Origin of the sequence: Pseudoalteromonas luteoviolacea DSM 6061 (assembly GCF_001625655.1) — a bacterium.
Lineage (GTDB): Bacteria > Pseudomonadota > Gammaproteobacteria > Enterobacterales > Alteromonadaceae > Pseudoalteromonas > Pseudoalteromonas luteoviolacea.
This window is the reverse complement of the sequence record NZ_AUYB01000024.1, coordinates 87,383-112,495: the sequence shown is the minus strand read 5'-3', so window position 1 is coordinate 112,495 and position 25,113 is coordinate 87,383. Positions and strand designations below refer to the sequence as shown.

Genomic DNA, 25,113 nt, shown 5'->3' with positions numbered 1-25,113 from the left:
AACTATGACAACCGAAGCGGTACTCGCAAACCATCCGTTCATATTACATCGATTTCCTCTTGAACAAAAAAATCGCAGTCTACAAGCATGGGATGCCGCAGACGAATACCTTCTTGATCATATAACATCAGAATATCCTAACGCACAGAGCGTCTTAATTCTTAACGATAGCTTTGGGGCACTCTGTTGTGCGACCAGTATCATATACGCCAAAGAACAAGTCTTACCTTCTCTTTTTTTCGTAAGTGATTCTTTTGTTAGTAAGGCAGCCTGTCAACACAACTTGATTGAAAATCAGCTGCCAAGTGAGCACGTCACATTTTTGGACAGCTTGGCAAACTTACCAACAGAAATTGACTTGGTACTTATTAAAATTCCCAAAAATGCGGGATTCTTGCAATATCAACTCTCTCTACTTAGTCATCTGCCAGCAGATATTCCTGTCATCGCAGCGGGCAAAGCAAAAGAGATACATACTTCGACACTAAAATCATTCAATCATTTTTTATCAGAGCCAAAAACCAGTCTCGCAGTTAAAAAATCTCGTTTGATTTTTTCTAACACCACTGCAAAACCAGTCGCAAGTAAATTCCCTGCTTCATGGGCTCTAGAAAATACAGACTTTACGCTTTTTAATCACGCGAATGTCTTCTCAAGAGATTCCCTTGATATCGGTGCAAGGTTTTTTCTAAATTACCTACCTGCGGGTAAGAAGCCGCTGAAGGTCATCGATCTGGGCTGTGGCAATGGCGTAATTGGGCTACAGGTATTGAACCGAATGCCTAATAGCAAGGTCACTTTCGTGGATGAATCAGCAATGGCAGTCGCCAGTGCCCAGCAAAATGTTAGCCATAATTTACCAACACGCTTGACTGATTGCCAATTTATACACAATGATTGCCTCACTGATTTTGCTCCCAACAGTGCCGATTTAGTGCTTTGCAATCCCCCATTTCATCAAGCACAAGCCATCACGGATCACATTGCTTGGCAAATGTTCTTACAGGCCAAACATACACTTCGAAATGGCGGAGAGCTCAGAATTATCGGCAATCGACATTTAGACTACCAAGACAAGTTGCAGCGTCTATTCGGGAACTGTAAGGTACTTGGCAATAACAAGAAATTTACTGTATTAAGTGTAATAAAAAGGAGCTAATCTATGGCTAATATTGTTAAATCACTGGCTGTCGTAGGTCTAGTGACTCTGCTATCAGGGTGTGCTAGTTCACCAAAGGCAGTGATCCTTAGCCCAAGTTACTCTGCGGGACAAGTAACAAGCATTAATCAACCTGTGTCTGTAAAAGTGGAAGACCTCAGAACCTCTAAGTTCACGGTTAAAGTGCTCGACAGAGAGCCTGCGGTGTATTTACCAGATGCAAACTTGCCGGTGACTCTATCAGCGTTGATCAATGATGCATTTACAACCAATGGCGCAGATGTCGTACGCAACGCAAATGTGCAAGTTACAGTGCAAATCAAGCAGTTTTTAGCGCTCGTTTCTGAAACTTATACAAAACATGAAAGCAATGCACAAGCGGAATTTGTGGTTACGGTCACTAAAGGCAAAAGCACATTTGTTAAATCTTTTACAGGTAATAGAAAGCTGACAGGCTCGCTGAAACACGATCAAGCCAAAGTAGAAGGCCAACTAAATGTGCTTGCCCAACAGCTGGTGGCACATATGATAAAAGATCAAGAGCTTGTTCAATTCATCTCACAATAAAGTATAAGGGACACAGATGATCCGTAGCGCGATACTCATATTTACTTTCCTTGCGAGCACTATGACCATTGCTGGCAATAAAGAAGGACGATTTGTACAAAAAGATAACCTATTTCCAAAAGTACAAATCAACACATCACTTGGCAAAATTACTGTAGAGCTAGATCGCTCAAGATCGCCAATCACCGTAAATAACTTTCTCACCTATGTAGTAAATGACGACTATAAAGGTTCTGTTTTTCATCGTGTTGAACGTGACGAAGCCAATGAGAAAGACTTTGTTATTCAAGGCGGTGGATACGACAAAGACTATGACGGTATGTTTGAAAGAAAGCCCATCTTTAATGAAAGTGGCAATGGCATGAAAAACGATATGTACTCTGTTGCAATGGCTTATCAAGACAACAAACCTCATTCAGGTACGAGACAGTTCTTTTTCAATATGGATGATAACGACCATTTAAATCCTGGAAGGGGTTGGGGCTTTGCGGTATTTGGCAATGTCACAGACGGGTACGAGACGCTAGATAAAATCATGCAAGTTGAAACTGGCTACAATAAAAAGTTGGGATACAGCTTTATTCCTAAAACAGCCGTTATCATTCACAGCATTGATATTTTACCTGCTGAAGAGTTTTGACACATACTATGGCGACCACAACAAGTATTGCTAAGTATTTAAGTTATTATAAAGATAAGCGATTATTGACTGTATTTGCTTTTGGTATGAGTCAAGGCTTTCCTTGGGTTCTTATTGGGTCAGTCATGTCGGCATGGCTTAAAGACGAAGGATTAAGTCGAAGTCTAATTGGCTTATTTGGTATTGTATTCAGTGCTTACACAATCAACTTTTTGTGGTCGCCACTCGTAGATCGCTTAGCACTGCCCTTTATAGGCTCAAAGCTAGGGCAAAGGCGAAGCTGGATACTTTTAGGACAAACAGTCATTACCGTCAGTGCGGTTGGCTTGGCTTTTATTGACTTACAGAATCAATTATTTCATGCGGCTTTATTATGCTTTTTGATTGCGCTTTTTGCGGCAACTCACGACATTGCAATTGACGGCTACCGTATTGATATCCTGCCACAAGCTGAAAGTGAAAAGTCCACAGCAGCCGCAGCGATGGCCACTTCAGGCTGGTGGACTGGTTATGCGTTGCTTGGCGCAATTCCATTTTTTGCTGCAGATTTACCCTATGTTGAGTGGCCAGATGTATATTTAGTGCTTTCAGGGATCATGTGTTTATTGGTCATAGTAACACTGTTTGCCAAAGAGCCTGAGTCACACCGAGATACTGCACAAGCTCAGATCCAACAAGCCTATGAAGACAAACTGTCATCTCTAGGCAACTCCCGAGTCAATAAGTTGCTAGCCTGGTTAGGTGTGACAGTCGTCGCTCCCTTTGTTAGCTTCTTCAAAAATAATGGTGTCAGCACCGCACTTGCTCTGCTCACCTTTATATTTTTATTTAAAATCGGTGAAGCTTTCTTGGCTCGCATGTCTATTGTGTTTTATAAAGAGATAGGCTTTAGCAACACTCAAATTGCACAATATTCCAAGCTTGGTACCGGCTTAATCACCATAGTATTCGCATTTTTAGGCAGCATATTCAACCACAAATATGGCATAGTCAAAGGCCTATTTATCAGTGGACTCGCAATGGCCGCATCAAATTTAATGTTCTCTTGGATCGCAGTTGCTGGGCCAAAGGAGCACTTGTATGCACTTGCAATCGTAATAGATGGATTCACTCAGGCCTGGTCGCTCGTTGCCTTAGTTGCATTTATCTCGATGTTGTGTGACAGAACCTTCAGCGCTACTCACTATGCCTTGCTCGCTTCACTGGGGAGTTTAAGTCGAACACTACTATCAAGTTATAGTGGGGTGGTAATTGATGATTGGTTAGATGGAGACTGGGCTGTTTTCTTTGTGATAACGGCTTTAATGGTGCTGCCTTCCCTGCTATTTCTCTACTTTATTCGACATAAGCTGTATAAGATCGAAGCGTCTTATCATCAACAAAATTAAGGTGCATTTCCTTGCACCTTGCTTTTCAATCCGCCTGGATTTATAGCTCTTCTTTATTGATTAGTGAAAGGCCTTCGTATGGGTCTACCTCAAGTGCCTCACAGTAACGCAAGAATTCGATTACATCTAAACGACGTTCTTGGTTCTCAATTTTGCCAATAAATGAATGCGGCGTACCTAAAACTTGAGCAAGGCTACGCATTGTATGGCCTTTCTCATGACGCTTTGATTTCAACCATTTTGTTAACTTTCCGTTTTCTTCTGAAGAAACCGTTTTACCCATCATAAATAAACATCTCCTACTTGATGATTTACCTTAAGCAGCTTTGTGAAATTTGCCCGTCTCACTCAACTGCACTTCGTATATAAGAAAAAATACTCGCTACAGACCCTATGGGTCTTGCGTATTTCCTGTTTTGCCAACAGGCCTTGTTCCTGTGTACCCAATTAGGTATAGACTATCTTAGCGCTAAATCCTAATAAATTTTTGAAAAATTATATTCATTTTTTTCATGTAAGGTACAGGGTACACTTTAACAAAAATTTTATATCTTGTACCAGTATTTGAAATAATTTATTTTTCTTTTAAAATTAGTTATTTAGAGCTAACCTTAAATTTAATCGAAAAATTAGGGTGCAAAAATGATTCGAATCTTATTTTTACTGCCACTCATTCTTTGTTTTGGTTGGTATTACTTTTTGAAGGTAAATGGGGTGCCCATCAAACAGGGAAAACGCGGATTTATTTATATTCTCGCCTTTTCGGCGTTTGTTTTAGGGTTTTTCGTGCTAATGATCCATGTCACTAACCCGGCATAAAAAAGCCATGCATTGGCATGGCTTTTCACTGATTATTCAATTCTACTATACGCTGAAGCTCGCACCACAACCGCATGTAGTTGTCGCGTTAGGGTTATTTACGAAGAAACGTGCCCCTTCCAGCCCCTCAGTATAATCAACGATTCCATCCACTAGGTACTGAATACTCATTGGGTCAACTACCATGACCACACCATTTTTTTCAATTTCCAAATCACCAGGATTTACTTTTTCATCAAATGTGAATCCATACTGGAAACCTGAGCATCCTCCACCAGTTACATATACGCGAAGCTTTAATTCCGGATTTTCTTCTTCAGAAATCAGCTCTTTAACGCGAGCTGCTGCCGCATCGCTAAATTTAATAGGTAACTCTTCTGACATGTGCATTCGACCCTTGTACAATAATTAGCGGAATTATCTAATACCCGACTATTTTAATCAAGTATCTGACGCTCTGTTGAACTTTATGTAATGGCAGAACTGTAAACATGATATCCGAAATATTTTGACCTCATAACTAGACTTATGTCAGGGACTTAGCGATTATCTTTTGATAAAATACAGGTATATACCTAAACACAGCGATAAAATATGACTCTTGATCAAGTGAGGCGCCGCCTAGCAAAACCGAAGACTTCAGCACAACTGTGCTTGCTTGGCGTGTGTGCTGGCCTAATCGCTGCGATATTGATCATCTTATTTCGCCTCATGATAGAGTTGGTCCAATCATTCTTTTTAGACAGTCATGACGACTTTACCACGCTCGCACAACATCAAAGGCTATTGCTACCCGTTGGCGCAGCCTTAATTATCGCACTGTTTGCAAGTTTGACTGGATTTAAACATTATCGCCTTGGCATTCCATTTGTTATAAACCGCATCAAGCACCATTACGGGCATATGCCAATTTGGAATTCTGTAAATCAATTTTTCGGTGGCGGCATTGCGCTAATTTGTGGCTTCTCTGTTGGCCGAGAAGGCCCATCTGTGCACATGGGAGCCACTGGTGCCAGTGTCCTCACTGAAAGGTTACATTTACCTCATAATGCGGCGCGTACATTAGCGGGGTGTGGTGTCGCAGCTGGTATTGCTGCATCATTTAATACCCCCTTAGCCGCGGTTATTTTTGTCATGGAAGTCGTTCTGCGAGAATATAAAATTCATATTTTTGTACCCATTATGCTTGCTGCTGTGACCGGCGCGTTAGCAACCCAAGTTGTTTTTGGCAATGTTTCTGAGCTTTCGCTTATTCAAATCGAAATGCTGAGTTTTTGGCACTACCCCTATTTGATAGTCTGTGGTTTTGCTCTTGGCGCCATCGCATTTGCCTTCAATCAAAACCTAATGTTAATTATCAAAACATTCAAACCTATCAGTATGTTCCCACGACTCTTGTTGGCTGGGCTCATTGCAGGCTTGATTGGTTACCTTGTGCCTGAAGCTATGGGCTCGGGTATGAGCGCAATAAAACTCGCGGTAGAAACACCTGATAACTTACAGTTATTGACCACTATATTTATCGCTAAACTCTTAGCAACTTTATTTGCCATTGGCCTAGGTATACCCGGAGGGCTGATCGGCCCAGTCATTGGCTTAGGGGTTATAATGGGTACTCTTATGGCATTTTTTGCCCAGTTTATTTCTCCAGATACCGCTGTTGCCGGTACCTATGGCGTATTAGGCATGGCGGGGTTATTGGCCGCAACATTACATGCACCTTTGGCTGCCTTAACTGCGGTGATGGAATTAACCTCAAATCCACAAATTGTTGTACCCGCGATGCTCATTATTTCAACCGCATATGTCACCGCTCTACAAGTATTTGGTAATCGCTCTATATTTTTGCAACAGCTCGATTTTCAAGGGTTGCCTTATCAAGTGTCGCCAGCCAAGGAAGCATTGCAAAAAGTGGGGATTGTTGAAGAGATGGAAGAAGACTTCAAACTTCTTTATTCAAACGATAAAGAGCAAATAAAAGAAACCCTGTCCGCGGTTGATAGCCAAACGCCGCTGATTGTTTATGACGAAGAGACAGGCTATCAGTTAGCTGAGTACGACTTAACTTTGATCTCAGATGACAGTGCCACAATTAAGTATGTCCCTTTACAGGGTCTAAGTACTCAAGCAACGCTAGCTGAAGCATTTGAGTTACTTAAAGATAAGCGCTCTGGCGCTGTATATGTGTACAATCAAAAAGACAGCCTGCAAATTATGGGGGTCGTTCGATGGGACAAATTAAGACACATACTAACAATGAGAAATAGTTTACTTTAATACATGCATAAGGGGCATTATGAGCGCGCTGTTGATTTACAAAGCCTTGCACATCTTTTTTATGGTAGCTTGGTTTGCTGGTATTTTTTACTTACCTCGGTTATTCATATACCACACAATGACGGAAGAAAAAGCCTGTAAGGCCATGCTCAAAATTATGGAGCGTCGTTTGCTGTATTTCGTAACGCCTTTTGCAATCTTAACAACTGTTTTTGGCGTACTTACGATTGTTGAATATGGTAGAGAGTGGTTCAAATATAACTTGTGGCTTCATTACAAGCTTGTTTTTGTAATCATTTTATACATTTATCACGCATACTGTTTTAAGTTATTAGCCGACTTCAAACACGACAGAAACATTCGTAGTACGCGTTTCTATCGCTACTACAATGAATTCCCTGTTTTCCTATTGTTACCAATTATTCTGTTGGCAGTATTAAAACCATTTTTTTAGCGTAAATATGACGGACACAGTGCCGTCATACTCACCAGATAGCTAGGAACTATGCTATTATGTCGTTCCAGTAACCTAGAGTTACCAAGGTTATCTCGGTTAGGAGCGCAGCCTTGCCTCCTGTTGTCAATCTGTGATTAGGAATCGCCGCATGTTAAGTTTCCAAGGTGAAAACATCCTTTCTGTCAATCAACTAGATAGAGAAGCAATAGAACTTATTTTTGAAGTCGCCAAACGCATGGAGCCTTATGCCAAAAAGCATAAACGTACCCAAGTGTTAGAGGGCGCAGTACTTGCAAACCTATTTTTCGAACCAAGTACCCGCACACGTGTCAGCTTTGGTACTGCATTCAACCTATTAGGTGGACTGGTAAGAGAAACAACCGGCATGCAAAGCTCTGCATTGGCAAAAGGTGAGTCACTGTATGATACAGCGCGTGTAATCTCTGCTTATGCTGATGCCGTTGCTATGCGCCACCCTGATGCAGGCAGTGTCGCTGAGTTTGCCACAGGTTCTGATGTTCCTGTACTCAATGGTGGCGATGGCCCCAACGAGCACCCTACTCAAGCACTACTAGATTTACTGACTATTGACCGTGAACTGAGCCGATTTGGTCGCGGTGTCGATGGCATGCATATCGCGCTAGTAGGAGACTTGAAATATGGTCGTACCGTACATTCTCTCTCTAAGCTGCTATGCCACTATAAAAACATCAAGTTCTCAATGGTCGCACCAGACGGCTTGCAAATGCCAGACTATGTGTTAGACGCTGTGACTAACGCGGGCCATAAAATTGAGCTGGTATCAAAGATGGAAGGCAACTTAGCCGCAGATATCGTTTACCAAACACGTATTCAAGAAGAGCGCTTTCCTTCACAAGAAGAGGCCAACAAATATCGCGGTGGGTTTAGGATCAGTCAAGCAATTTATGACGCACACTGTAAGCCTGAGTCTGTACTAATGCACCCATTACCGCGTGACAGCCGAAGCGACGCAAACGAATTAGATAACGATTTAAATAGCAATGATAACTTGGCCATCTTTAGACAAGTACAAAATGGTGTACTTATCCGTATGGCTCTTTTCGCACTGACATTAGGTGTCGAAAACAAAGTACAACAATACGAAACCAATGTACCTTGGTTCAGCAGAAAGCGCCAAAGTTAATCAAAAAGGACACATTATGACAATTAGCCAAGATTTATTTGAACGTGCACAAAGTTCCATTCCAGGTGGTGTAAACTCTCCTGTTCGAGCGTTTAACGGTGTGGGTGGCACTCCTTTGTTTATTACAAAAGCACAAGGCCCCTTTACTTATGATGCCGATAATAATCGCTATATCGACTATGTTGGCTCATGGGGGCCGATGATCCTTGGCCACAACCACCCACAAATTAAGCAAGCAGTGTTGGATGCCGTTGAAAATGGTTTAAGTTACGGCGCCCCAACTGAGACGGAAATCCTGATGGCTGAAAAAGTTAAAGAGCTTGTTCCATCTATCGAAAAAGTGCGCATGGTGAGCTCTGGTACAGAAGCAACCATGAGTGCAATCCGCTTAGCTCGTGGCTTTACAGGTAGAGATAAAATTCTTAAATTTGAGGGTTGTTATCATGGTCATGCTGACTCTCTATTAGTGAAAGCGGGTTCAGGTGCGCTAACAATGGGCGTGCCAAACTCACCTGGTATTCCAGCTGACTTTGCAAAACACACCCTGACAGTGTCCTTTAACAATTTAGACGAAGTAAAAGCAATTTTTGAGCAGTACAGGGATCAAATTGCATGCGTTATTGTTGAGCCTGTTGCAGGTAACATGAACTGTATTCCACCAGTTGCAGGATTCTTAGAAGGTCTGCGCTCAGTGTGTACCGACAACAAATCAGTCCTTATTTTTGATGAAGTTATGACTGGTTTCAGGGTTGCTCTTGGTGGTGCGCAGCAATACTACAAGATTGAGCCTGACTTAACCTGCTTGGGTAAAGTTATCGGCGGTGGGATGCCTGTCGGTGCTTTTGGTGGTAAAAAAGAGATCATGGACTTTATCGCACCAGTGGGGCCTGTTTATCAAGCAGGCACGTTATCTGGTAACCCAATTGCTATGGCAGCTGGGCTTAAAGCGCTAGAGCTATTATCAGCACCAGGCTTACATGAATCCCTAGAATCAAAATCTAAAGCGCTGTGTGCTGGTTTTCAAGCTGCAGCTGACAAGCATAACATTCCACTTACAACCAATTACGCAGGCGGGATGTTTGGCTTCTTCTTTACTGATGCTAAGCGTGTAGACAGCTACCAGCAAGCAACTGAGTGTGATTTGGAAAGGTTTAAACGCTTCTTCCATTTGATGCTTGAAGAAGGCGTATATCTTGCGCCGTCAGCATTTGAAGCTGGTTTTGTAAGCACAATGCATAGTGATCAAGATATCGAAGATACAATTCAGGCAGCAGATCGAGCTTTTGCCAATTTAGTTGCATAGCAACAATAAAAGTTTTCCATAATTCGGAAAATAAAAAGCCCATAATGGGCTTTTTTTTCATCTTCAAAAAAAAATCTGATTTCTTTGAACTATTCTTTGTATTAACAAGGTCTTTATCTCGTGACTCAATAACAAAGAATTAAATTATGACAGGACTCAGATCAGTTTGTAGCCCCGCCATTGCGTTTATGGCGCAGTTAAAGTACAAAACAAAAATCAGTTTAGTCTTCGGTATCCTTATTCTGCCTCTGGCATTAAGCTTGTTTTTTCTCAACTCCACATTAACCCATTCAATAGAGGTGAGTAAGCAGCAGCAACAAGGTTTGAATCTATACCCTAAACTGCTCGAAAACATAATTAACAACCGCCAAAGCGAAAATCAGCAACTACTGAAACGCAGTGGTCTAATGGTTAACAGTAAGGCATCAAATTCGCCTTTAGAGCAAGTGTCAATCGCATCTAAATTAGCAATTGATAACGATCTGAGCCGTTCTTATTTGAATCGCTCACTTGTTGAGTCACTTCCTAAACTGGTTTATCAAGTCAACAATATTGCCGAGCAAGCCAATGCGATCATAGCTAGGGGTAGGTTCACACCCGACTCATTTATCGCCTTGTCTAACCTCAATAAAGCACTGCCAATAGTTAAAAGCCAATTACTTGATAAACTTGAAATTGCAACACTCGAAAACAGTCAGGTAAAAGCCCAACTATCTGAAAAGATTGATGCCCTCAATCGCGCATTAGACAGTTATCAATTAGCCGTTCGTACTAAGCTTCTAGAGCCAGATGAAATTGAGCTCAGCGCTGCAGCTTTTACCAGCGCTCATCAAGATGTACAAAGAAAAACCAGAACTTTAGTCGAGATCGCATTACCTACTTTGAAAAGCCTTCTGCAAGAAAAGCTCGAGCAAGAACAGATGATAAGAAACGTCGTCGCTACAGCTTCTATTTTAAGCTTGATAGTGGCATTGTACTTAATGCTCGGTTTTTATTTTGCTGTAGTTGATACGATTTCTGAGTTTTCTGAATCTGCGCAACGCGCTGCACAAGGTGACTTACGAGCCAAAGCGCAATCTCATGGAGACGACGAGTTAAATGACATTGTGGCGCAGTATAATCGAGTGTTAGATGCTTTTACCGAGCTTTTGGGAGATGTACACACCACCTCAAGTGATTTGCACAATGCAACTGATAAACTCAGTCACATTAGCCAAGATACACGTCACGATGTAGAGCAACAACAGATCAAGATTACAGGGATCCACACTGCGTTATCCGATATGGCAAATGCTGCTGATGCAGTTGAAAGCTCGGCTCAACATGCTACTGAACTAGCCAGTACTGCCGCTGAACAAGTGAAGCAAGGTAGCATTAATACAACTGAATTAGCTCAGCATATGACAGTGCTGCAGCAAGAGTTTGAAGAGAGTAGACAAGCGCTTGATAAGCTTGCTCAAGATAGCCAAAATATCAGCAAAGTAAGCCTCGGGATCAGCGAGATCGCGGAGCAAACAAATTTGCTCGCGCTCAATGCTGCCATCGAAGCTGCGCGTGCAGGTGAGCAGGGCCGTGGATTTGCAGTTGTCGCCGACGAAGTTCGAACTTTGGCTAAGCGCACTCAGCAACAAACTGAAGAGATCCACTCAATTATCAAGTCGCTGCAAAACGCATCGAATGACACCCAACAAAAAATGCTCAGTAGTGTGGAAAAAATGGAACGGGGTGTGACTGCCGCCACCGAAACAAATGCAATTTTAAGTGCCGCTGAGCAGAGTATGACTGATATAGACCAGCAAGGTCATGTTATTAGAGAGCTTGTGCAACAGCAAACTCAGGCAACTCAGCAAGCACTATCAGAGTCCAGTGAAATCAGCTCACTCGCAGAACATACGTTGGGCTCCGCAGAAGCAACACAAGACGATGCCCACCAGCTAAGTAATATGGCCGCCCATTTAAAGTCGGCCATGAGTCAATTTAGAACTTAATTGCACTTTGGTTTCGGATCAAACAATTCAGCTCTCAGAGGAAGCTGGATTGTTGGTCCACAGTGTGGGGCCGCCTGTTTACCCGTTTGCTTATTTACAAATGCCCACCGAATCCCCTCTGGTCTGTCATCTGCAATCGCTTGTGGATTAAGTGGTTTGAGGTAACGAATATACAATTCCAGTGCCCCCCTTCCTCCAGTTAATTTTGCAGGTTTGTTATCATCACGTCCGATCCAGGTCACTGTCACTGTATTGTGGTCAAACCCAGCGAACCAACTGTCTCTTAAATCATTACTGGTGCCTGTTTTCCCTGCTAACTGGATTGCCGGAAAATGTTTGTTCAGACGTTTTCCTGTGCCACTTTTGGTCACTCGTTTCAATCCATACTTGGTCATATAAACTGAAGCTGGGTCAAAACGTTGAGTTTGTTCAGGCCGATGTTTGTATAGCATCCGGCCTGTCGCATCGGTGATAGCAGAAATACTGGTCAACTCGCTATAACGACCATTTGCAGCCATAGTGGTGTACATTTGCGCGACATCAAAGCTAGACAGTTCAACAGCGCCTAATAACATCGAAGGATAAGTAGGAATGTCTCCTTCAACACCTAACTCTGTAATTGTATTTGCTACTTCATGAACGCCCACATCCAGACCCAAGTTTACCGCTGGAATATTTAAGCTTTCACTAAAAGCTCTATACAGAGGTACTTGCCCTCTAAATTTGTGATCAAAGTTTTCGGGGGCCCACGTTTTTCCGGCAGCGTTGGTAACCTGCAACGGCGAATCATCCACCAATGTGCCTAAATTGTAGTCCTGCTGCAGCGCAGTTAAATAAATAGCAGGCTTGACTAATGAACCGACACTACGCTTGGTATCCAGTACGCGATTAAAACCAGAAAAACGCATTTGTCTACCCGCTACCAAAGCAGAAACCCCAGATCTCTGTGTGTTGACAGATAGCATAGCGACTTCTAAGCCTGAAGTGTTAAAGCGCCTTTCCAAATAGGGTAAGCCTGATGTGATAGCTTCTTCCATCGCACTTTGCTTTTGCAATTCAAAGTAAGTGAATATTCTCACTCCTGCATGCACAACATCTTCATTTGGAACTAGGTTTTTCAACTCTCGATTCACCAGCTCTAAGTAACCTGGATAAGACTGTAACATGCTCTCTTTTAAAGGCTGAATCTCGATTTGACGCTTCAATGCACTACGATATTCCGTGGTAGTTATAATGCCATTTTCGGCCATTAACCTTAAAACTAAGTCTCGACGCTCCATTGTTCTTTCAGGATAGCGCCTTGGGTTGTAAAATGACGGACCTTTTACCATTGCCACCAGTAATGCAACCTGATCAAACTCTAATTCATCAACTGGCTTAGCAAAGTAAAATTCGGAAGCCAGCCCCATACCATGGACGCCTTGGTTATAAGCCTGCCCCAAATAAACTTCATTTAGATAAGCTTCTAGGATCTCATCTTTGCTGTATCGATAATCCAATATAAGTGCGATAAACGCTTCGTTTACTTTGCGTATTAGAGATCGCTCTCTTGTGAGGTAGAAATTCTTGGCCAATTGCTGAGTTAATGTGCTTCCTCCTTGGACAGTACGCCCAGCTCTAATATTGCTGTAAAGCGCTCGCATTATCGACCATAGGGAAACACCATGGTGCTCGTAAAAGTTACGATCTTCAACCACTAACAGAGCTTGTTTTAAAACATTGGGAAATTTGTCCAAAGGCACAAATTCACGATCTTGGTTAGTTTCATTTCCTATCCGCGCAATTTGCACAGGCTCTAGACGTGCCGTGGGAATTCTCCTACCACCATTGTTTACGATACTCGCAAGCTTCTTTCCTGCAAAATTCAAGGTAAACTCAGAAGCCTGTTCTTCACCTTCATAAAACTCAAACGCACGACGATATACAGTAATGGTGCGCCCTTGCACTAAATACTGCCCAGTACGTTTGATGCGGTTGACACGTGAATAATTTAAGCGCTCTAACTCCCATATTACCTCTTGCTCTGACAGGTATTGATCGGGATGGAATGTCATTGCGCGTGCATAGACTTGTACAGGTAGTTGCCACTTATTTCCTTCAAACTGTTTGCTTACTTTTGAATCAAGGTAAATAACGTACAGTGCTACCGCACAACAAACCGCAAGCCCACCTTTCCAAAAAAGTGACCAAAGTGTGCTTAAGAGTTTGGTTTTAAACAGGCTAAGACGTTGTTTAAAAGAAGGTGACGAAGTTTTCGATTTAGATGATTTTCGAGTTGTTTTTTTAGGCTTTGACTTGGCACCAGTAGTACGTTTTTTATCTGACATGTACCTATGCAATATTCACTGTATTTTCAATGATGCTAGATTAACTTAGATTAACCGCCACTGAAACTAAAAAAGCGAGCTAAAGCTCGCTTTTTCGATTGTTTTCAATTAGTGATTACGAATTGTCACAAACTCAGGGTACGCATCTACACCACAGTCATGCTGGTCCATACCGCTTAGCTCCTCTTCTTCACTCACTCTTATCCCCATCGTTGCTTTGAGCGCTGCCCAAACCAAATAAGAAGTGACAAATACAAAGCCCAATATTGCCAGTAAGCCTGTCAGCTGTGTGACAAAACTTGCATCACTATTGGAAAAGGGCACCATCATCACACCAAGAGAACCGCACACACCGTGGACTGATATTGCACCTACAGGATCATCAATCTTCAACTTATCTAAGCCAATGATACTGAATACAACTAAGCTGCCACCTAAAGCCCCTAGAATACAAGCTAGTAGCGGCGTTGGTGAAGCTGGTTCTGCGGTAATGGTCACTAAGCCAGCCAATGCCCCATTAAGAATCATGGTTAGATCTGCTTTGCCCCACATGACTTTACACACAATCAAAGCTGCAATGGCTCCTGCGGCAGCTGCGGCATTCGTATTTAACATGATTTGACTCACAGCCACGGCGTTCTCTTTGTCAGCCAAGAATAATTGCGAGCCACCATTAAAGCCAAACCACCCCATCCAAAGAATGAACGTGCCCAATGTCGCTAGCGGTAAATTAGAGCCTGGTATAGGATAAATCTCTCCATGTTTACCGTACTTTCCTTTCCTTGCACCTAATAGTAGTACACCTGCGAGCGCCGCTGCGGCACCGGCCCCATGAACAATTGCTGAGCCAGCAAAGTCCACAAACCCCAGTTCTGACAAAAACCCTGCGCCCCAAGTCCAATAACCCTCAATTGGATAAATCACCCCAGTCAAAACGACGGTGAATAGTAAAAAAGCCCATAGTTTCATACGCTCAGCAACTGCTCCTGAAACAATAGACATCGCAGTAGCAACAAAAACAACTTGGAAGAAAAAATCAGACTCTAGCGCATGGTCGGCATCTGCTGCTGCTTCACCTATAAGCGCGCCAAAACTTGGTACGAAGCCACCCTCACTGTTTCCCACATACATGATGTTATAACCGATAAGTAAATACATCGTGCATGCAATGGCGTATAACGCGATATTTTTTGTTAAAATTTCTGTGGTATTTTTTGATCTCACCAAGCCAGCTTCCAACATAGCGAAACCCGCGGCCATCCACATCACTAAAACACCAGAAATCAAAAAGTAGAAAGTATTGAGCGAGAATTGTAGTTCTATTATTGCATTGTCCATCGTCGGTCCCCTTAAATAGCTTCTTCGTCTAGTTCACCTGTGCGGATCCGAACGATCTGTTCTAGGTCGTACACAAATATTTTGCCATCACCTATTTTTCCTGTATTGGCAGCTTTTGCTAACGTATCAACCACACGCTGACAGTTTTCACTGTGAGTGGCTATTTCCAGTTTGATTTTGGGAATGAAGTCAACTTGATACTCAGCTCCTCGATATAGCTCTGTATGCCCTCTTTGTCTGCCAAAGCCTTTGACATCGACCACGGTCATACCCTCTATACCCAGATCACCAAGTGCTTCTCTAACTTCGTCCAGTTTAAATGGTTTGATAATTGCGCTTATCATTTTCATTGTTGGCCTCCAAAGGAGTCTTATTCCTGTTGATGATGAAGGGATCAATCCAACGTTTGTGCCAAAATAATAAAGTTATATTTTTCAGTGAGGTAAGGAATTTAGGATTTAATAGTGAAGAGAAAGTGCACTTATGTGGTGCACTTTTCTGTAACTTGATGTGATTTGGTGCAGGCTGCCATTGCACAGTTACGACCCTGAGCTTTAGCGCGATACAATGCTTGGTCTGCGTGACGCATTACTTCACTTAACGTCGCATATTCGCACTTTGCAATACCGATACTTAAAGTACAATTTAGCGCTTCGCCTTCAATATAAAAGATGTTGTCAGCAAATCGGCTTCTAAAATTGTCGAAAATAGCGCGTGCTTCATCAATACTTTCGCCAGGTAAAAGTACCGCAAACTCTTCACCACCCACTCGTGACACCAAGCAGTCACCAAAAGATTGGTTCAGTAGTTCAGCCACCTGAGTTAGCACACTGTCTCCACCCAAATGCCCGTATTTATCATTAATTTCTTTAAACAAATCTAAGTCAAGTAATGCTAAGCAACTTGAAATTGGCCCGTTCTTGAGTGATTTGTCCATGTGCTGACAGAAATATCGACGATTATAAAGCCCCGTTAAGTAATCTCGATGGGCATAATCTTTAATCTCAGCAATCAAATTCAGCTGTTCCATTGTTTGCATAACACGACAATGAAACTCTTCGTTCATAAAAGGCTTCATCAAAAAGTCGTTAGCGCCATATTTAATAAACTTTGCTGATAATCCATGCGTGCCGGCTCCTGACAAACCAACAATGACCAAATCATCGCGACCTCTAAAATTACGTACAGCTTTAACCAGTTCAAAGCCATCCATCGTCGGCATTGCGTAATCTGTAAGCAACAGTTTTATTTCATGATCAGACTTAAGCATAGTAAGTGCTTGCTCACCATCCTGTGCTTCAAAAACAGTAAACAACTGCTTTTCTAACATTTGGCGCATAACCGCACGGCTTATCATAGAGTCGTCAGCAATCAGAGCTTTACAACCCTGATTGCGAAGTAACCTTGATACCAATTTAATTGCGTATAAATAGGAATCTCGATTGTCTTTTATTACATAATCAACAACGCCCATTTCAAGCATTTGCTGACGACTGTATTCATCAATTTTGGACGTAAGTACCACCGTTGGTACATTTTGGCTTAAGGTAAGTTGAACAACTTCAGCATCCATGGCATCGGGTAAGGTGAGATCCACCAAGGCTAAAGTGTAACGGTTGCTTTTAAGTAGCGCCTTACTTTCCTTGAGAGACCAGGCAAAATCTAATTCTACGTTTAAGTGTTGTGCTGCCAAATGACGTAAGATCTGCTGAACGACCTTACTATCCTCGACAATTAATACTCTTTGCATGGAAAAAATCTCTAATGACTACAACTGGAGAAGCAGCTAAACAAGAATTTAACAGAGCTAAATACTTTCATACTACAGACATAAGGATGAAATATACGCGAATTTTATGACAAAAAAAACAAGCAGTGGCCTTAAATCGTGAACAAATTGTAATGAACTGCAAATATTGCGGTTTAGTCTCATTAACTTTGAAAAACGCAACAGAAAAGCCTTAAATAAACGCTTAAAAAGAATATTAAGGAATCGCATGACGGCTGTACCCAAAATATTATCAGGTTTACTACTCATTTGCATCAGTGTATCGAGTACTGCTAACAGTTTAAAACCAGAGAAACAGAGTTTCGATATTGACAGCTCTGTCGTCACCAAACACAAAGCAACGATAAACGGCGAGCGTTTAAACTATACCGTCACCACAGGTATGCAACCTTTATGGGACAATGAGGGTAACCCCACAGCTGCGCTTCATTATACTTATTATAAAAAAGACAAAGTGAAGGATGTGGCAAAGAGACCACTACTAATATCTTTTAATGGGGGCCCAGGCTCTGCGTCTGTTTGGATGCATATCGCATACACAGGGCCTCGTGTACTTAAAATAGACGACGAGGGTTACCCACGCCAACCATACGGCTTAAAAGACAATCCATATTCTGTACTTGATACCACTGATATCGTGTTCGTCAATCCAGTCAATACTGGATATTCACGCGTATTACCAAATCAAGATGGAAAGATGCCCAGTAAAAAAAGTCAGCAAGAGCAATTTTTTGGTGTAAATGCAGACATAAAATACTTGGCATCATGGCTTAACACCTTTATCAATAGAAATGGCCGTTCACTGTCTCCCAAATTTTTGATTGGAGAAAGCTATGGAACTACCCGCGTTGCAGGTCTTGCCCATGAGCTTCAAAATAACCAATGGATGTACCTCAATGGTGTCGTACTTGTGTCTCCGACTAATATTGGTATTAAACGCGAAGGCCCGGTGGATGTCGCAAATAGACTCCCGTACTATGCCGCTACAGCTTGGTATCACAAAGCGTTACACCCAGATCTACAAACTAAGGATTTACTTGAGGTACTTGAAGAGGTAGAACAATACACGCTTGACAGATACTTGCCAGCGCTGGCTAAAGGCGCCATGATCAGTGAAGCCGAAAAACTATCTGTGATAAAAAAAGTAGCTAGATACAGCGGCTTGTCTGAGAAATTTGTTGCGCAAAACAATTTAGATATTCCAACATCCGCTTTTTGGAAAGAGCTGTTGCGTGATCAAGAGCTTACTTTGGGCAGATTAGACTCTCGTTATCTTGGTATTGATAAACGCGCAGCGGGCGAGAGACCAGATTATTGGCCTGAACTCACGTCATGGCTTCACTCGTTTACACCAGCTATCAATCATTATTTTCGACAAGAGCTCGACTATAAAACAGACCTAAAATACAACATGTTTGGTCCTGTTCGACCTTGGGATAGAACTAATAATAATGTAGGCGAGCAACTGCGTCTGGCAATGGCGCAAAACCCCTATCTACATGTCATGGTACAGTCGGGCTATTATGACGGTGCTACCAACTACTTTGATGGAAAATACAATTTATGGCATTTAGACCCAAGTGGGAAAATGAAAGAGCGACTTAGTTTTAAGGGATACCGCTCGGGTCATATGATGTATCTTCGCCATGAGGACCTCAAACTTTCTAATAATGACTTGAGAGATTTTATTAAAGCGGCTTTACCTGCACCTAATACTTCAGCTAAGTACTAATCAACTCAGTTCCAACCAAATAGAGCCAGGCAACCTCAGTCTGGCTTTATTATTTTCAGTGTTTCTTTATTTGTCTCTAATAGACATTGATATGAACCGGCAGTTGCGGCACCAACATTCGCTATGAAATTTGGGTTTGAGGCTCAGCCAGTCAATTGAACGAAAATAAATTGTTCTTGAATCACTGGATAAATTGCATCTGGATTTATTCAACGCTTGTACTGATTTTTTGGGTATACTCAACATATTAGAACAAACAAGGGATCAATATGAGTGATCAATATCGTGTGGCCTTCGTTGGCTTTGATGCGGACACTGACAGTCAAAATGCCATTGAAAGACTTGCTGCAAAATTAGGGGTATCAAAACAGAAAGTAGAATCTTTTACCCAAGGTAAGCCGCTCTTTGGTAGCACTGATAAAAGCAAATGCCTAAAGCAGGTAAAGTTGCTTGCTATTTATGGCTTCCAAAGCAAAGTTCTAGAAGTGCAAACGTCTGTCAGCCAACCCAACAATGCCGCCAATGAGCGTGTCTTTGAAGCTTTAGATTACATTACTAGCAGTCTAATTCGCATCGAAGAAAAGCTTGAAGAGCTTGAGCAACGAATTGATGGCCAGCAAAAAAACGACGATGATAAAGAACAGGATCAATGGCAAAGTGACGACTTGTTCGATGAGTTGGACTTAGATACTGAGACCAAGCCCAAATCAAAAAAACTCTTATACACATTACTTTCAATCTTAATTGTGTTGCTAATAGTCTTAGGCTTTAGCCTCGCTTTCCCCGAGATGGTTCAGTTCTAATGGAAAAAAATTCATGTTCCAACTCAAATAAAGCTCATATTAGAAAAGAAATTCGCGTTGAGGTCCGAAAACGCAGGAAAGAGCTAGATGAAAATTTTCAATCACAAGCTGAATCCGACTTGTGCATGAATTTTACTCAAAAAATAAACCTACCCAAAAAGACTGCAATCGGCATCTATTTACCCAATGATGGAGAAGTTAGAACAAACCTTTTAATTCAATCACTTTGGAGAAAAAATCACGATGTATTCCTACCTGTAATACACCCTTTTAGCGGCACTCATTTACTCTTTCAGAAGTATGAAGAAAACTCAACCATGAGAGAGAATCGCTATGCTATCTTAGAACCTGAATTGAATTGCAGTGAAATTTGCCCCGTTTCTCAACTCGACATTTTATTGATGCCTTTGGTTGCATTTGATGGCAAAGGAAATCGACTGGGTATGGGTGGTGGCTACTACGATAGAACATTGGCTAGTTATTATGCAAATGGATGGTCTAAGCCACAATTAATCGGACTCGCACATGACTGTCAAAAAGTCAGTCAGCTGCCTATCGAAGCATGGGATGTTCCATTGCCGGCAATTTTAACGCCAACAAACCTATATCGGTGGCAAGGCAATGAGGCTAACTCTGATATTTGAGTGAAAAATAGTACTTCCGACAACCTATATTGACATGCAATTTAAGTGTTTAAGCGTATAATCCCAACTTAATTAAATACAAAAAAGTGATTACGTTATGACACAAGATGAAATGAAAAAAGCAGCAGCTTGGGCCGCACTTGAGCATGTCAAAGAGAATACCATTGTGGGAGTTGGTACCGGCTCAACCGTAAATCATTTTATAGATGCACTGGGTAGCATTAAAGATGAGATCAAAGGCGCAGTATCAAGCTCAGAAGCTTCAACTGAAAAGCTTAAAACGCTTGGTATTGAAGTATATGAATTAAATGATGTTGCTCAGCTAGATGTCTATGTTGACGGTGCCGATGAGATTAACGCTCAAGGACATATGATTAAAGGCGGTGGAGCAGCATTAACACGTGAGAAAATTGTCGCGGCTGTAGCTGAAAAGTTTGTCTGTATTGTTGATGAAAGCAAGCATGTTGAGACGCTAGGCTCGTTCCCGCTTCCAGTGGAAGTAATCCCAATGGCACGTAGCTACGTTGCACGAGAGTTACTAAAGCTGGGCGGTGACCCAGTTTATAGACAAGGCGTTATTACGGACAATGGCAACGTCATTTTAGATGTGCATGGGCTTAATATTACGGACCCAGAAGCACTTGAAGAACAAATAAATCAAATCGTAGGTGTTGTTACTAACGGGCTTTTCGCTCATCGCGGTGCCAACACTGTTATTACTGGGACTCCGCAAGGTCCACAAACTAGGTAACAGGAATGAGTCATGAGTAAGGTATCTTTGTCAAAAGATAAAATTAGAATTTTATTGTTAGAGGGCGTACACCAAAGCGCCGTTGAAACGCTAAAACGCAACGGGTATAGCAATATTGAGTACCTCAAGACATCGTTACCTGAAAGTGAATTAATCGAACGGATCCGCCAGGTTCATTTCATCGGGATCCGTTCACGTACTCATCTATCAGAAAACGTGCTCAATGCAGCTGAAAAACTGGTTGCTGTTGGCTGTTTTTGTATTGGTACTAACCAAGTTGACTTAGATGCAGCCAAACGTAGAGGCATTGCCGTATTTAACGCGCCTTTCTCAAATACTCGTTCAGTAGCAGAGCTGGTGCTTGGTGAAATATTATTGCTGTTCAGAGGGATCCCCAAGCGCAATGCTATGGCACATAGAGGTGAGTGGTATAAATCTGCGGTTGGCTCTTACGAAGCTCGAGGCAAGACGCTGGGTATCATTGGTTACGGACACATTGGCACACAGCTCGGTATCATGGCTGAAAATATTGGCATGAAAGTAGAATTTTACGATATTGAAGACAAACTAACCTTGGGTAATGCGCAACAAGTGCAAAATCTTACTCAACTATTACAGCGTGCAGATGTGATTAGTCTTCATGTGCCAGAAACCCCCCAAACTAAAAACTTAATTGGTATGGCTGAAATTGAGGTTATGAAACAAGGTGCAATCTTAATAAATGCATCTCGAGGTACCGTGGTAGATATCGACGCACTTGCAGAAGCTCTCCAACATGAAAAGCTAGCAGGTGCTGCAATTGATGTTTTCCCCATCGAGCCAAAGTCAAATGATGAAGAGTTTGTATCTCCACTAAGAGAGTTTGATAATGTTATTCTGACTCCGCATGTAGGTGGCTCAACACAAGAAGCGCAAGAAAACATCGGCATCGAAGTAGCGGGTAAACTCACTAAATATTCAGACAATGGTTCAACTGTCACAGCTGTAAACTTTCCGGAAGTGTCACTTCCTGAATTATCTAATCGCAGCCGCCTGCTTCACGTACACGAAAACAGGCCTGGTGTTTTGACACAGATTAACCAAGCGTTTGCACAGCATGGTATTAATATCGCTGCACAGTACTTACAAACAGATGACTGTATCGGCTATGTAGTTATTGATGTTGATAGTGACCATTCCGAAGTTGCTTTAAAAGAATTAAGTGCTGTTGAAGGTACAATCAGGGCGAGAATCCTACATTAACGCTTTGTATATTCACACATAGCAAAAAGCCGACATATAGTCGGCTTTTTAATGCAGTGTCTAGTAACGTTTAGACAACAAAAAAGCAGCTAACTAGCTGCTTTTTTATTTGTGTATTTCATACTGGCATTATGCCATGAAATCAACACCTTCTTTGATGTCTTTTTCAAGTGTCGCAAGCATATCGTCTTTTGCTTTTTGCTCAAACGCGCTTAGCTCACCGTATGGTAGTAGCTCTTCAACGCCGTTTTTGCCTAAACGAATTGGCTGTGCAAAGAACTCTGCATCACCTGTGTTACCTTCAACATAAGCGTACTCTAGTACGTTTTCTTCACCTTGAAGACCTTTCACTAGTGAGAAGCAGAAACGAGCTGCCGCAGCACCCATAGAAAGCGTCGCTGATCCGCCACCCGCTTTCGCTTCAACAACTTCAGTACCAGCATTTTGAATACGCTTAGTCAATGAAGCTACTTCTTCGTCGGAGAACTCAACGCCCGCTACTTGTGAAAGTAGTGGAAGAATTGTTGTACCAGAGTGGCCACCAATAACTGGAACTTTAACTTCTGAAACATCAAGACCTTTTAGTTCAGCAATGAAAGTTTCAGCACGGATAACATCAAGAGTTGTTACACCGAAAACACGCGCAGCGTCGTAAGTACCAGCTTTTTTGAATACTTCACGTACGATTGGAACAGTGCCGTTTACAGGGTTTGTGATAACACCAACAAACGCTTTAGGGCAGTTTTTAACGATACCTTCAGCTAGAGTTCTAACAATGCTCGCATTTACATTGAACAGATCTGCACGGTCCATACCAGGCTTACGTGGCATACCAGCAGGGATCAATACGATGTCAGCACCAGCTAGAGCAGGATCTAAATCGTCTTTACCGTAGCCTGCTACTTTAACAGCAGTTGGGATGTGAGAAAGATCAACTGCAACACCAGGAACAACAGGTGCAACATCATATAGTGCTAGCTCAGAGCCGGCAGGTAGACCGTTTTTAAGCAAAAGTGATAACGCTTGACCGATACCACCAGCGGCACCTAATACAGCAACTTTCATTATAATTCTCCATATATTGAAGGTAGGAATTTTGTGTGCTGTAAAGATAATGAAAAGCGCGGGTAAAGACAAATTTATCCGCGTTATTTTCGAGATTTTTTCGACTATAGTTGTAAACAACGGGAAACTGTTAAGCAAAATGACTTTACGTTAGGACATGAAAATTACTCTGTCGTGAAAATTTGGGTAAAGGTCTCGATTTGTGTAGAATTGAATTACCAAACTAGAAAGAAGAGATGTATATGCAAGTGCAAGAGAAACAAGAGGCTTTAGTAAGAGCCTTCAAAGCCTTATTAAGAGAAGAAAATTTTGGTTCTCAAGGCGAAATCGTTGATGCACTCAAGGACCAAGGCTTTGATAATATTAGCCAAAGTAAAGTTTCGCGCATGCTAAGCAAGTTTGGTGCTGTACGTACGCGTAACGCCAAGCAGGAAATGGTGTATTGTCTTCCTGCCGAAATGGGAGTTCCGACCGCCAAAAGCCCACTGCGCCAACTAGTCATTGATATTATGCACAATGAAATGATGATCATTATTCGTACCAGCCCAGGCGCTGCACAGCTGATTGCTCGACTGCTAGACTCATTAGGTAGTGCTGATGGCGTACTTGGTACAATTGCCGGTGATGACACAATTTTTATTGCGCCAGCGCAAATTTCTGAAATAGACGCAACACTGGAAAAAGTAAAAACGCTTTTTGACAATGTGTAGGTACTAACTTTCCATTGACTGCGCCATCTTACTTAAAAACTGTAAAGATGGCGCAAAGAATGCTGCGCCCATATCCGCCTCTGAATAGTCCAAAAGAGGGTCATAACAATCTTGACCTGATAACAGCCCAAAGCGACTCATCAAAACCGTCTCAAAAGCATTTCCATGAGCTGAACAGTTCAAATTAATGCTACCTTGCTCAAATACATCACCAAAAGGCATACTTTGATCGAGCAATAAAACCATTCCATTGGCCCCCTTTAGCTCAACCCTGCTTGCATGGCTAAATGCGACTTTGGGTTCTATTAAATTATTATCTAGGCGAGTGCGGCCCATTAGTGCTTCTTGTTCCTCAATAGGAAGCTGCTGCCAACGTGATAAGTCAAACTTAACTCGCTGAATATGAATGTAGCTACCTTGATGATCTAGTCCATCAGGGTTATCAACCAGTGCCACCTGACGCTTGAACCTTCCATGGGGCGTTTCACTGCCATATATAAACCCGTTAAAGTTCCTCCCATCCAAAAAGCGAAAGCCACGTACATGGGCCACTAATTCTACGCTCCCAGAAAGCATGTGAATAACACTTTGTGCAAAGAGATGATTAACATCTTCCCTGTCCGAACGAATAACATACAACAAATCAAAAGGCTGACTATGAATAAGGTGATCTGAAGACTTAATATGTGGAAAGCTTTTCAATTCTGGCGGTATAAACTCAGGATAAATGTGTGGCCAGTATTGCGCGCCAATAGCCACAAAGCTGCTTAGCATTGATTCAGAAAAACGATCACTCAGTTCATCTTGGAGTCGACCCACTTGCGCAAGAGCCACCCGAACAGCCTCATCTTGGCCTTCAAGTACATTGAAGAACAAGTGTAAACCGTGCAAATTTGCTTCTGCACAAACTCCAGATTGCGGCTGAGCCATCGCCTTTCCCTAATATTAT

At 42.1% G+C, this 25,113-nt stretch carries 24 protein-coding genes; 16 read left to right on the top strand and 8 right to left on the bottom strand.

Going from position 1 to position 25,113, the window contains the following annotated elements:
- Nucleotides 1–4: 4 nt before the first annotated feature.
- The 4 genes from N475_RS01795 (at nucleotide 5) to N475_RS01780 (ending at nucleotide 3,754) form a co-directional block, all read left to right on the top strand.
- A complete protein-coding gene (locus N475_RS01795; protein ID WP_063359458.1) occupies nucleotides 5–1,159 on the top strand; it encodes a methyltransferase in 1,155 nt (384 codons plus the stop codon).
- 3 nt (nucleotides 1,160–1,162) lie between these two features.
- Nucleotides 1,163–1,726, top strand: a complete 564-nt coding sequence (locus tag N475_RS01790; protein ID WP_063359360.1) for a YajG family lipoprotein — start codon at nucleotides 1,163–1,165, stop codon at nucleotides 1,724–1,726.
- 61 nt (nucleotides 1,727–1,787) lie between these two features.
- Nucleotides 1,788–2,366 carry a peptidylprolyl isomerase gene (locus N475_RS01785; protein ID WP_142051979.1) on the top strand — a complete coding sequence of 193 codons (579 nt, stop codon included), beginning with the start codon at nucleotides 1,788–1,790 and terminating at the stop codon, nucleotides 2,364–2,366.
- Nucleotides 2,367–2,374: 8 nt separating this feature from the next.
- Nucleotides 2,375–3,754, top strand: coding sequence for an AmpG family muropeptide MFS transporter (locus tag N475_RS01780; protein WP_063364576.1), 1,380 nt, complete (start codon nucleotides 2,375–2,377; stop codon nucleotides 3,752–3,754).
- Between the two features lie 40 nt (nucleotides 3,755–3,794).
- On the opposite strand, the gene N475_RS01775 is transcribed toward N475_RS01780, so the two are convergent.
- The gene (locus N475_RS01775; protein WP_023399554.1) at nucleotides 3,795–4,040 is read right to left on the bottom strand and encodes a helix-turn-helix domain-containing protein; all 246 of its coding nucleotides are present in this window, start codon (nucleotides 4,038–4,040) and stop codon (nucleotides 3,795–3,797) included.
- Between the two features lie 356 nt (nucleotides 4,041–4,396).
- On the opposite strand from N475_RS01775, the gene N475_RS25815 reads away from it, so the two are divergent.
- A complete protein-coding gene (locus tag N475_RS25815; RefSeq protein ID WP_169809457.1) occupies nucleotides 4,397–4,573 on the top strand; it encodes a hypothetical protein in 177 nt (58 codons plus the stop codon).
- 45 nt (nucleotides 4,574–4,618) lie between these two features.
- On the opposite strand, the gene erpA is transcribed toward N475_RS25815, so the two are convergent.
- Nucleotides 4,619–4,957, bottom strand: coding sequence for an iron-sulfur cluster insertion protein ErpA (erpA, locus tag N475_RS01770; RefSeq protein WP_063359363.1), 339 nt, complete (start codon nucleotides 4,955–4,957; stop codon nucleotides 4,619–4,621).
- Nucleotides 4,958–5,167: 210 nt separating this feature from the next.
- On the opposite strand from erpA, the gene N475_RS01765 reads away from it, so the two are divergent.
- The 5 genes from N475_RS01765 to N475_RS01745 all read left to right on the top strand — a co-directional run bounded on the left by N475_RS01765 (nucleotide 5,168) and on the right by N475_RS01745 (nucleotide 11,763).
- Nucleotides 5,168–6,850, top strand: coding sequence for a chloride channel protein (locus N475_RS01765; RefSeq protein WP_063359364.1), 1,683 nt, complete (start codon nucleotides 5,168–5,170; stop codon nucleotides 6,848–6,850).
- Nucleotides 6,851–6,869: 19 nt separating this feature from the next.
- Nucleotides 6,870–7,304 carry a CopD family protein gene (locus N475_RS01760; protein ID WP_063359365.1) on the top strand — a complete coding sequence of 145 codons (435 nt, stop codon included), beginning with the start codon at nucleotides 6,870–6,872 and terminating at the stop codon, nucleotides 7,302–7,304.
- 151 nt (nucleotides 7,305–7,455) lie between these two features.
- Nucleotides 7,456–8,472 (top strand): aspartate carbamoyltransferase, encoded by a 1,017-nt coding sequence (locus N475_RS01755; RefSeq protein ID WP_063359366.1) that lies wholly within the window; start codon nucleotides 7,456–7,458, stop codon nucleotides 8,470–8,472.
- Nucleotides 8,473–8,488: 16 nt separating this feature from the next.
- The gene (gene hemL, locus N475_RS01750; RefSeq protein ID WP_063359459.1) at nucleotides 8,489–9,775 is read left to right on the top strand and encodes a glutamate-1-semialdehyde 2,1-aminomutase; all 1,287 of its coding nucleotides are present in this window, start codon (nucleotides 8,489–8,491) and stop codon (nucleotides 9,773–9,775) included.
- A gap of 146 nt (nucleotides 9,776–9,921) precedes the next feature.
- A complete protein-coding gene (locus tag N475_RS01745) occupies nucleotides 9,922–11,763 on the top strand; it encodes a methyl-accepting chemotaxis protein (RefSeq protein WP_063364575.1) in 1,842 nt (613 codons plus the stop codon).
- On the opposite strand, the gene mrcB is transcribed toward N475_RS01745, so the two are convergent.
- The 4 genes from mrcB to N475_RS01725 form a co-directional block, all read right to left on the bottom strand.
- Nucleotides 11,760–14,090, bottom strand: a complete 2,331-nt coding sequence (gene mrcB / locus N475_RS01740; RefSeq protein ID WP_063364574.1) for a penicillin-binding protein 1B — start codon at nucleotides 14,088–14,090, stop codon at nucleotides 11,760–11,762. The genes N475_RS01745 and mrcB overlap by 4 nt on opposite strands.
- 108 nt (nucleotides 14,091–14,198) lie before the next feature.
- Complete coding sequence (locus N475_RS01735; protein ID WP_063359369.1) at nucleotides 14,199–15,428, bottom strand: ammonium transporter; 1,230 nt, start codon at nucleotides 15,426–15,428, stop codon at nucleotides 14,199–14,201.
- 11 nt (nucleotides 15,429–15,439) lie between these two features.
- Nucleotides 15,440–15,778, bottom strand: a complete 339-nt coding sequence (locus N475_RS01730; protein WP_063359370.1) for a P-II family nitrogen regulator — start codon at nucleotides 15,776–15,778, stop codon at nucleotides 15,440–15,442.
- Nucleotides 15,779–15,909: 131 nt separating this feature from the next.
- Nucleotides 15,910–17,178 carry a response regulator gene (locus N475_RS01725; protein ID WP_063364573.1) on the bottom strand — a complete coding sequence of 423 codons (1,269 nt, stop codon included), beginning with the start codon at nucleotides 17,176–17,178 and terminating at the stop codon, nucleotides 15,910–15,912.
- Nucleotides 17,179–17,425: 247 nt separating this feature from the next.
- Between N475_RS01725 and N475_RS01720 the strand changes: the two genes are divergently transcribed.
- The 5 genes from N475_RS01720 to serA all read left to right on the top strand — a co-directional run bounded on the left by N475_RS01720 (nucleotide 17,426) and on the right by serA (nucleotide 22,389).
- The gene (locus N475_RS01720) at nucleotides 17,426–18,949 is read left to right on the top strand and encodes a S10 family peptidase (RefSeq protein ID WP_063359372.1); all 1,524 of its coding nucleotides are present in this window, start codon (nucleotides 17,426–17,428) and stop codon (nucleotides 18,947–18,949) included.
- A gap of 269 nt (nucleotides 18,950–19,218) precedes the next feature.
- Nucleotides 19,219–19,752 carry a hypothetical protein gene (locus N475_RS01715; protein WP_063359373.1) on the top strand — a complete coding sequence of 178 codons (534 nt, stop codon included), beginning with the start codon at nucleotides 19,219–19,221 and terminating at the stop codon, nucleotides 19,750–19,752.
- A complete protein-coding gene (locus N475_RS01710) occupies nucleotides 19,752–20,396 on the top strand; it encodes a 5-formyltetrahydrofolate cyclo-ligase (protein ID WP_063364572.1) in 645 nt (214 codons plus the stop codon). Before N475_RS01715 ends, N475_RS01710 begins: the two co-directional genes overlap by 1 nt.
- 97 nt (nucleotides 20,397–20,493) lie before the next feature.
- Nucleotides 20,494–21,147 (top strand): ribose-5-phosphate isomerase RpiA, encoded by a 654-nt coding sequence (rpiA, locus tag N475_RS01705; protein WP_063359375.1) that lies wholly within the window; start codon nucleotides 20,494–20,496, stop codon nucleotides 21,145–21,147.
- A gap of 12 nt (nucleotides 21,148–21,159) precedes the next feature.
- Nucleotides 21,160–22,389, top strand: a complete 1,230-nt coding sequence (serA, locus tag N475_RS01700) for a phosphoglycerate dehydrogenase (protein ID WP_063359376.1) — start codon at nucleotides 21,160–21,162, stop codon at nucleotides 22,387–22,389.
- A 129-nt stretch (nucleotides 22,390–22,518) separates the two neighbouring features.
- Here the strand turns inward: serA and mdh are convergent, their stop codons facing one another.
- On the bottom strand, nucleotides 22,519–23,454 hold the full coding sequence (gene mdh / locus N475_RS01695) for a malate dehydrogenase (protein ID WP_063359377.1): 936 nt from the start codon (nucleotides 23,452–23,454) through the stop codon (nucleotides 22,519–22,521).
- Nucleotides 23,455–23,696: 242 nt separating this feature from the next.
- Between mdh and argR the strand changes: the two genes are divergently transcribed.
- Nucleotides 23,697–24,164 carry a transcriptional regulator ArgR gene (gene argR / locus N475_RS01690; protein ID WP_063359378.1) on the top strand — a complete coding sequence of 156 codons (468 nt, stop codon included), beginning with the start codon at nucleotides 23,697–23,699 and terminating at the stop codon, nucleotides 24,162–24,164.
- A 3-nt stretch (nucleotides 24,165–24,167) separates the two neighbouring features.
- Here argR and N475_RS01685 read toward each other — a convergent pair whose 3' ends face one another.
- Complete coding sequence (locus tag N475_RS01685; protein ID WP_063364571.1) at nucleotides 24,168–25,094, bottom strand: Dyp-type peroxidase; 927 nt, start codon at nucleotides 25,092–25,094, stop codon at nucleotides 24,168–24,170.
- Nucleotides 25,095–25,113 lie beyond the last annotated feature (19 nt).